We start from the raw sequence: 5,885 nt of genomic DNA on the forward strand, positions 1-5,885 counted from the left end.
AACGGTGGAGCCGTCCCCCGACGACGCGCGGGGTCGGGCCACGGCGGGGTGGAAGGTCCGGCCGCGCCGGGGTGGTGGGGCCGGCGCGGTACCGGGCCTTCCGGCCTGTGGGGGGCGGGCCCTCGCCGGGGTCACGCTGTCCCGGCTTCTCCGAGGAAAGCCGCCCGGCGCGCCCGGTGCGATCCGAACAAATCGCCGAAGCTCACCCGGACGTCGTAACGCCGGTACCGACCGGGACGGCGTTCCCGCAGGTCGGAGCGGGATCGGCCGGACGCAACAAACGTCCGGGGCCCGCCAGCCGTTCGGGTGGCGGGCCCCGGACATGGGGAGTGGTGCGGTGTTCAGTTGCTCTGCGCGTCCTTGTCGGCCGCGTCGGCGGCGCTCTGTGCCGCGTCGACCTTCTTCTGCATCTGCTGGAGCTGGTCGGCCGACGAGCCGGACGAGCTCGACGAGCCCGAGCCGGAACCGCCCGACCCGGCCGCCGGCGAGGCCGACGAGGCGGGCGCGGAGGCCGGTGCGGAAGCGGGCGCGGAGGCGGTGGAGTGCGAGGAGCAGCCCGCGGTGGCCAGGATCGGCAGCGCCAGGACCGCCGCCACGGTCACCGACAGCCGGTGGCGCCGGGTCACGACGCGCTGGAGCTGGTCGAGGAACCGGTGCCGGAGCCGGAGTTGGTGCTGTTCCGGGTGGTCAGGCACCAGTCGGCGACCGACTTCAGGTCGGTCTGGCGCTGCTTGAGGTTCGGCAGCAGGGACTTGCGGTAGGTCAGCCGGTCGCCGAGGAGCTTGGCGACGGCGGTGTGACCCTCACTGGTGGCGTTGTTCACCCGGTCCTGGAGCCGGGCGATCGACCCGGGGGTGCCCGCGCCGGCGTCCAGCCGGGTGACCGCCTTGTTGACCCGGCGCTCCAGCTTCGGGACCCGGCGGCACAGCGCCTTGGCCCCGTCGGTCTTCGGCGCGGACCTGGTCGCCTTGGCGGAGGAGGCGTGGGCGGTCGAGGCGTAGCTGGGCGCCACGCCGATCGCGAGCGAGCCAGTGAGGACGAGTCCTGCGACGGTCGCGGTCATCGCCGCTGTACGACGCTGCATGATGGCTGTCTCCACTTCATCAGGTGCGTTTCGTGGGGGCGCGGTCCGTCCTGCCGTCGAGCTGGACCGGCCGCGTGAGGAAGACCCTAGGGATGCTTCTTGTGGTTTCCTTGTGGCCTTCCCCAGAACGCACCGCGCCCGCCCGGCACCCCGGTCAGACCCGCAGCCGCGGCAGCGAACCGGTCAACCAGTCGCGGTGGAGCGGCAGTTGAAGGGTGGCGCTGGTCTCGCCGGTGAGCGGCAGGCAGACCTCGAAACGGGTGCCGATCCGGCCGTCGGCCCGGTCGGTGATCCGGATCGTGCCGCGGTGCAGCGCGACCTGCTGGGCGACCAGCGTGAGCCCCAGCCCGGTTCCGGGGCTGTCGGCGCCGCGCCGGAACCGTTGGAAGACCTGCTCGCGCGCGTTCGGCGGGATGCCGGGGCCGTGGTCGTCCACCGTCAGCAGCGCGCCGCCGGGCCCGGCGGCCAGCGTGACCTCGACGGTGGTGACGCCGGTGCGCGGGGAGCGGCCGTGCACCAGGGCGTTGGTCAGCAGGTTGTCGGCGACCATCCGCAGCCCCGGCTCCCAGCCGCTGGTCCGCAGGCCGCCGGCGGCCACGACGGTGATCCGGTCACGGGGGTGGCGGCGGGCGGCGTCGGCGGCGGACGCCTCCAGCAACTCGCCCAGGTCGACCGGCGTGAAGGAGTCCGCCTCCACCAGGTCGCCCTGCGCCAGCGCCCGCAGCGTCACCAACAGGCCCTGGAGACGGGCGTGTTCGGCCCGCAGGTCGGCGACCACCTCGGCGCGTTCCCCGGCGTCCAGATCGGGGTGGCCGGCCAGGATCTCCAGGTTGGTCTGCATGCTCATCAGCGGCGTGCGCAACTCGTGGGAGGCGGCGGCCGAGAAGGACCGCGCCGTCTCCAGCGCCTCCCCGGTCCGGGCCGCCTGCTCGTCGTAGCGGGCCAGGATGGTCTGCAGGGTGTTGGCCAGGTCGTCGACCTCGGTGACCCGCGAGACGGTGTGCTCCAGCCGGGCGCTGCTGACCCGCGGGTCGAGGCCGCCGGCCCGGCGCTGGAGCCGGCGCAGCGGCAGGGTGGCCCGTTCGGCGATCGCCAGCGCCAGCAGCGCGGAGACCGGCGCGGCGAACAACGCGATCAGCAGGATCCGGCGCCGCACCGCGCCGGCGCCGTCGGCGTCGACCGCGGACTTCGGCGAGAAGACCCACACCGTGTCGCCGGCCTGCCCACCCTGCACCGGCAGCGCCAGCGCCCGCCAGCTGTCGCCGCCGGCGGCCACCGTCACCGGGTTCCGCGCCCGCGCCACCGCCGGCAGCGGCACGGTGTCGGACGGCTGCGGGCCGCCCTCGGCGACGACCGAGCCGCCGGTGCCGGACACCACCCGGACCCCGACGTCCAGCGCCACCGAGAACAGCCGGTGCTCCCGGTTCTGCTCCACGCCCTCGCGGCCGGTGCGCTCGCCCCGCAGGACGGTACGGGCCAGCGGCATCACGACCGCCGCCCGCGCCTGGAGGTGGGCGTCCACCTCGGAGCGGGCGTCCTTGGTCACCAGCCGCAGCAGCAGCGCGCCGGAGGCCAGCACCAGCAGCGGCACGGTGATCCCCACCGCGATGGCTATCCGGGTCGACAGTCTCATGACGCCTCCGGCCGCAGCACGAAGCCCACACCGCGCACCGTCTGTATCAGCCGGGGCCGCCCGCCCGCCTCCAGCTTGCGCCGCAGGTAGCTGACGAACGTGTCCACCGCGTCGGTGCGCACCTCGAAGTCGTAGCCCCACACCCGGTCCAGCAACTGGTCGCGGGTGAGCACCACTCCGGCGTTGCGGGCCAGCACCTCCAGCAGCTCGAACTCGCGCCGGGTCAGCCGGACCGGCGCGCCGCGGTAGGTCACCTCGCGGGAGAGCGGGTCGAGTTCCAGGTCACCGGCCCGTACGGTCCCGGCGGGCGCGGCCGGCCGGCGGCGCAGCAGTGCCTGGAGCCGCAGCAGCAGCTCCTGGAGCGCGAACGGCTTGACCAGGTAGTCGTCGGCACCCGCCTGGAGCCCGGCGACCCGGTCGGCCACCTCGTCCAGCGCCGACAGCATCAGCACCGGGATGTCGTCGCCGGCCGCCCGCAGCCGCCGGCACACGTCCGTGCCGCTCAGCCCCGGCATCGACACGTCGAGCACGACGACGTCGACGGGCTGTTCGGCCAGCCGGTCCAGCGCGTCCTGCCCGTCGCCGGCCAGCGACACCGTGTAGCCGTTGAGCCGCAGGCCCCGGCCGAGCGACCGCAGGATGGCCGCGTCGTCGTCGACCACCAGGACGCGGCCGGTCCCTTCGGCGGTGGACGCCGGCCAGGACGGCGGCGGAGAGGCGTTCATGCGGGCGGCTCCTCGGGGTGGGGGCACCGGGACCGGCCCAGCATCGCACGGCCGCCGGTCCGCCCGGCCGGCCGCGCGAGCCCCTGCCGCCGGCGCCGGCCACGGCCGTGGAGCCCGGTCTCCGCCGGCTTCTCGGCCCGGTGCCGCCGTCGCGGACCCGCGCCGTCCGGCCGCATCACCACCGCCGACTTCCCGTCCCCGGCCGGGCACCGCCGCCTGGCCACCGCTGTCGGCCCGGCGCCCGCCGTCGCGGACCCACGCCGCCTTCGCAGACCTACGCCGCCCTCGCAGACCTACGCGCTCGGCCAGGCCCTCGCCGTCGCGGACGTACCCCGCCGTCGCCGACTCGCACCGCCGACCCGGGCGCCGCCACCCCGCCGGAGGCGCCCGGGTCAGTCCAGCATCGACAGCAGCCGGCCGCGGTACGCCGGGTCGAGGTCGGCCAGGGTGGCGGGGGACCAGCGGGGGGTGCGGTCCTTGTCGACCAGCGCGGCGCGCACGCCCTCGGCGAAGTCGGGCGTGGTGGCCAGGCGTTCGGCCAGCAGCAGGTCCCGGGCGAAGCACTCGCGCAGCGTGGAGCGGGCGCCGCGCCGCAGCAGTTCGAAGGTCAGCACCAGGCACGACGGCGACATCCGCTCCAGCACCGCCAGCGTCTCGGCGGCCCACTCGCCGCCCTCGCCCCCTTCGGCGCCGAGCCGTTCCAGCACCCCGTCCAGCGAGGGCCCGCCGAAGCACCGGTCGATCGCCGGGCGCAGCCCGTGCAGTTCCGAGGCGGGGGGAGTGACCGCGTACCGGGTCAGCACCTCGCCGGTGGAACGGCCGCCGTCGCGCAGGAGGTCCGCGGTGAGGGCGGGCAGGTCGGCGGAGTCGACGTAGTGCGTGGCCAGGCCGCACTCGACCGCCGCGGCGCCGGAGACCCGGGTGCCGGTCAGGCCCAGGTACATGCCGGTCGCGCCGGGCAGCCCGGACAGGAAGTGGCCGGCGCCGACGTCCGGGAAGAAGCCGATCCCGGTCTCCGGCATCGCCAGCGCGGCCCGCTCGGTCACCACGCGGTAGCGGCCGTGCACCGAGATGCCCAGGCCGCCGCCGAGCGCGTAGCCGTCGATCAGGCTGACGTACGGCTTGGGGAAGTCGGCGACGGCGGCGTCGAGGGCGTACTCGGCGACGAAGTAGCGGCGCACCGTGTCCGGGTCGAGGTCCAGGGCGGCCCGCCGCACCGCGCGGATGTCGCCGCCGGCGCAGAACGCCTTGGGCGAGGAACTGGTGACCAGCACCGCGCGCACCGCGTCGTCGTCCCGCCACGCGTCCAGCGCGCCGGACATCCGCGCGATCATCTCCAGGTCCAGCGCGTTCAGCGCCTCGGGCCGGTCCAGCACCAGCTGTCCGACGCCGTCGCTGACGGAGGTCTGCACGGGACGCGGCATCGCTTCGCTCACTCCTCGGTGGGCCGTCGGGCCCTCGGTGGTCCTGGGACCGTCAACTCTACGGTCGCCCCGCGGGAGCACTGCCGCGCCGGCCGCACCGCGGGGTACGTGCGCCGCGCCGTGCGGTATACGTGCCGGCCGGCCGGTCCAGGTCGTGATTGGGTAAAATCATCACGTTTCACCCATACCGAACCGTGACCGCCTCGTTGACAGGTCGGGTGCCATCCGTGCACCCCTGCAACCCTGTTGGAGGCACAACCCATGAAGTTCCTTTCCGCCTCTGCGGTCTCCACCGGTATCAAGGCGCTCACCGGTGCCGTCGCCGCTGTCATGCTGGCCGCCGGCGGCGCGTCGGCCGCCACCACGGAACACTCCGGTCAGCACGGTTCGGACGGCGGTCACGGCCAGCGCGGCCACCACCGTCAGATCCACCACCAGCACGGCTGGGTCCACCACCGTCACTCCACCCACCACGTCGGCCACTGGCGTCACCACACGCGCTGACCCTCCCCAGGTCACGCGCTGAACGGCCGCGCGGCACCTGCCGGGTGCCGCCCGGCCGTGCGGTGATACGAATCCGCGGACCCCGCGAGTCATGCCGGGGTCCGCGGTCCTGTCACGCACCGTGCGTGAGGCGTCCGTGCGGTGTTACGGGCCGGGTCGTCCGTGCGGTGTACGTGCTGGCCTGTTCGTGTGGTGTACGTGCCGGGTTGTTCGTGTGGTGTACGGGTCGGCCTGTTCGTGTGGTGTACGTGCCGACTCGTTCGTGCGGTGTACGTGCCGACCCGTTCGTGCCGTGTACGTGTCCGGTCGTTCATGCGGTGTTGCGCGCCTGACGTCGGCGTACGATGCCGCTGGTCACGGGGGGTGCCGACGGTGGCGGCCCGGCGCGCTGTCGTCCGGAACGGACTGCGCCGGCCGGTTGCCCCTGACGGCCCGCGCCCCCGTGGCGGTCGCCCGCACCGCCGCCCTCGCCGCCCCGGGCGGAGCCGCCCCCACCGTCGGCACCCCCCGTGACC

6 protein-coding genes are annotated in these 5,885 nt (G+C 74.9%); 1 reads left to right on the plus strand and 5 read right to left on the minus strand.

Features of this window, described 5'->3' with window-relative positions; genetic code table 11:
- Nucleotides 1-341 precede the first annotated feature (341 nt).
- The 5 genes from POF43_RS34210 to POF43_RS34230 form a co-directional block, all read right to left on the minus strand.
- Nucleotides 342-626: a hypothetical protein gene (locus POF43_RS34210; protein ID WP_271324907.1), complete on the minus strand. Its 285-nt coding sequence runs from the start codon at nucleotides 624-626 to the stop codon at nucleotides 342-344.
- Nucleotides 623-1,084: a hypothetical protein gene (locus tag POF43_RS34215; RefSeq protein WP_271317046.1), complete on the minus strand. Its 462-nt coding sequence runs from the start codon at nucleotides 1,082-1,084 to the stop codon at nucleotides 623-625. The genes POF43_RS34210 and POF43_RS34215 overlap by 4 nt, the downstream gene beginning before the upstream one ends.
- A 154-nt stretch (nucleotides 1,085-1,238) precedes the next feature.
- Nucleotides 1,239-2,717, minus strand: coding sequence for a sensor histidine kinase (locus tag POF43_RS34220; RefSeq protein ID WP_271317047.1), 1,479 nt, complete (start codon nucleotides 2,715-2,717; stop codon nucleotides 1,239-1,241).
- The gene (locus tag POF43_RS34225) at nucleotides 2,714-3,442 is read right to left on the minus strand and encodes a response regulator transcription factor (protein ID WP_271317048.1); all 729 of its coding nucleotides are present in this window, start codon (nucleotides 3,440-3,442) and stop codon (nucleotides 2,714-2,716) included. Before POF43_RS34225 ends, POF43_RS34220 begins: the two co-directional genes overlap by 4 nt.
- 392 nt (nucleotides 3,443-3,834) lie before the next feature.
- A complete protein-coding gene (locus POF43_RS34230; RefSeq protein ID WP_271324906.1) occupies nucleotides 3,835-4,866 on the minus strand; it encodes an enoyl-CoA hydratase/isomerase family protein in 1,032 nt (343 codons plus the stop codon).
- A gap of 261 nt (nucleotides 4,867-5,127) precedes the next feature.
- Here POF43_RS34230 and POF43_RS34235 point away from each other — a divergent pair, with 261 nt between their 5' ends.
- Nucleotides 5,128-5,370, plus strand: coding sequence for a hypothetical protein (locus POF43_RS34235; RefSeq protein ID WP_271317050.1), 243 nt, complete (start codon nucleotides 5,128-5,130; stop codon nucleotides 5,368-5,370).
- The last annotated feature ends 515 nt before the right edge of the window (nucleotides 5,371-5,885 follow it).

The sequence above is a fragment of the Streptantibioticus silvisoli genome (genome assembly GCF_027947535.2).
GTDB classification, from domain to species: domain Bacteria; phylum Actinomycetota; class Actinomycetes; order Streptomycetales; family Streptomycetaceae; genus Streptantibioticus_C; species Streptantibioticus_C silvisoli.

Bases quoted from the DNA above. Each gene is read 5' to 3' on its own strand.
- POF43_RS34215 (WP_271317046.1), bottom strand. From the start codon at position 1,084: ATGCAGCGTCGTACAGCGGCGATGACCGCGACCGTCGCAGGACTCGTC.
- POF43_RS34220 (WP_271317047.1), bottom strand. From the start codon at position 2,717: ATGAGACTGTCGACCCGGATAGCCATCGCGGTGGGGATCACCGTGCCG.
- POF43_RS34225 (WP_271317048.1), bottom strand. From the start codon at position 3,442: ATGAACGCCTCTCCGCCGCCGTCCTGGCCGGCGTCCACCGCCGAAGGG.
- POF43_RS34230 (WP_271324906.1), bottom strand. From the start codon at position 4,866: ATGCCGCGTCCCGTGCAGACCTCCGTCAGCGACGGCGTCGGACAGCTG.
- POF43_RS34235 (WP_271317050.1), top strand. From the start codon at position 5,128: ATGAAGTTCCTTTCCGCCTCTGCGGTCTCCACCGGTATCAAGGCGCTC.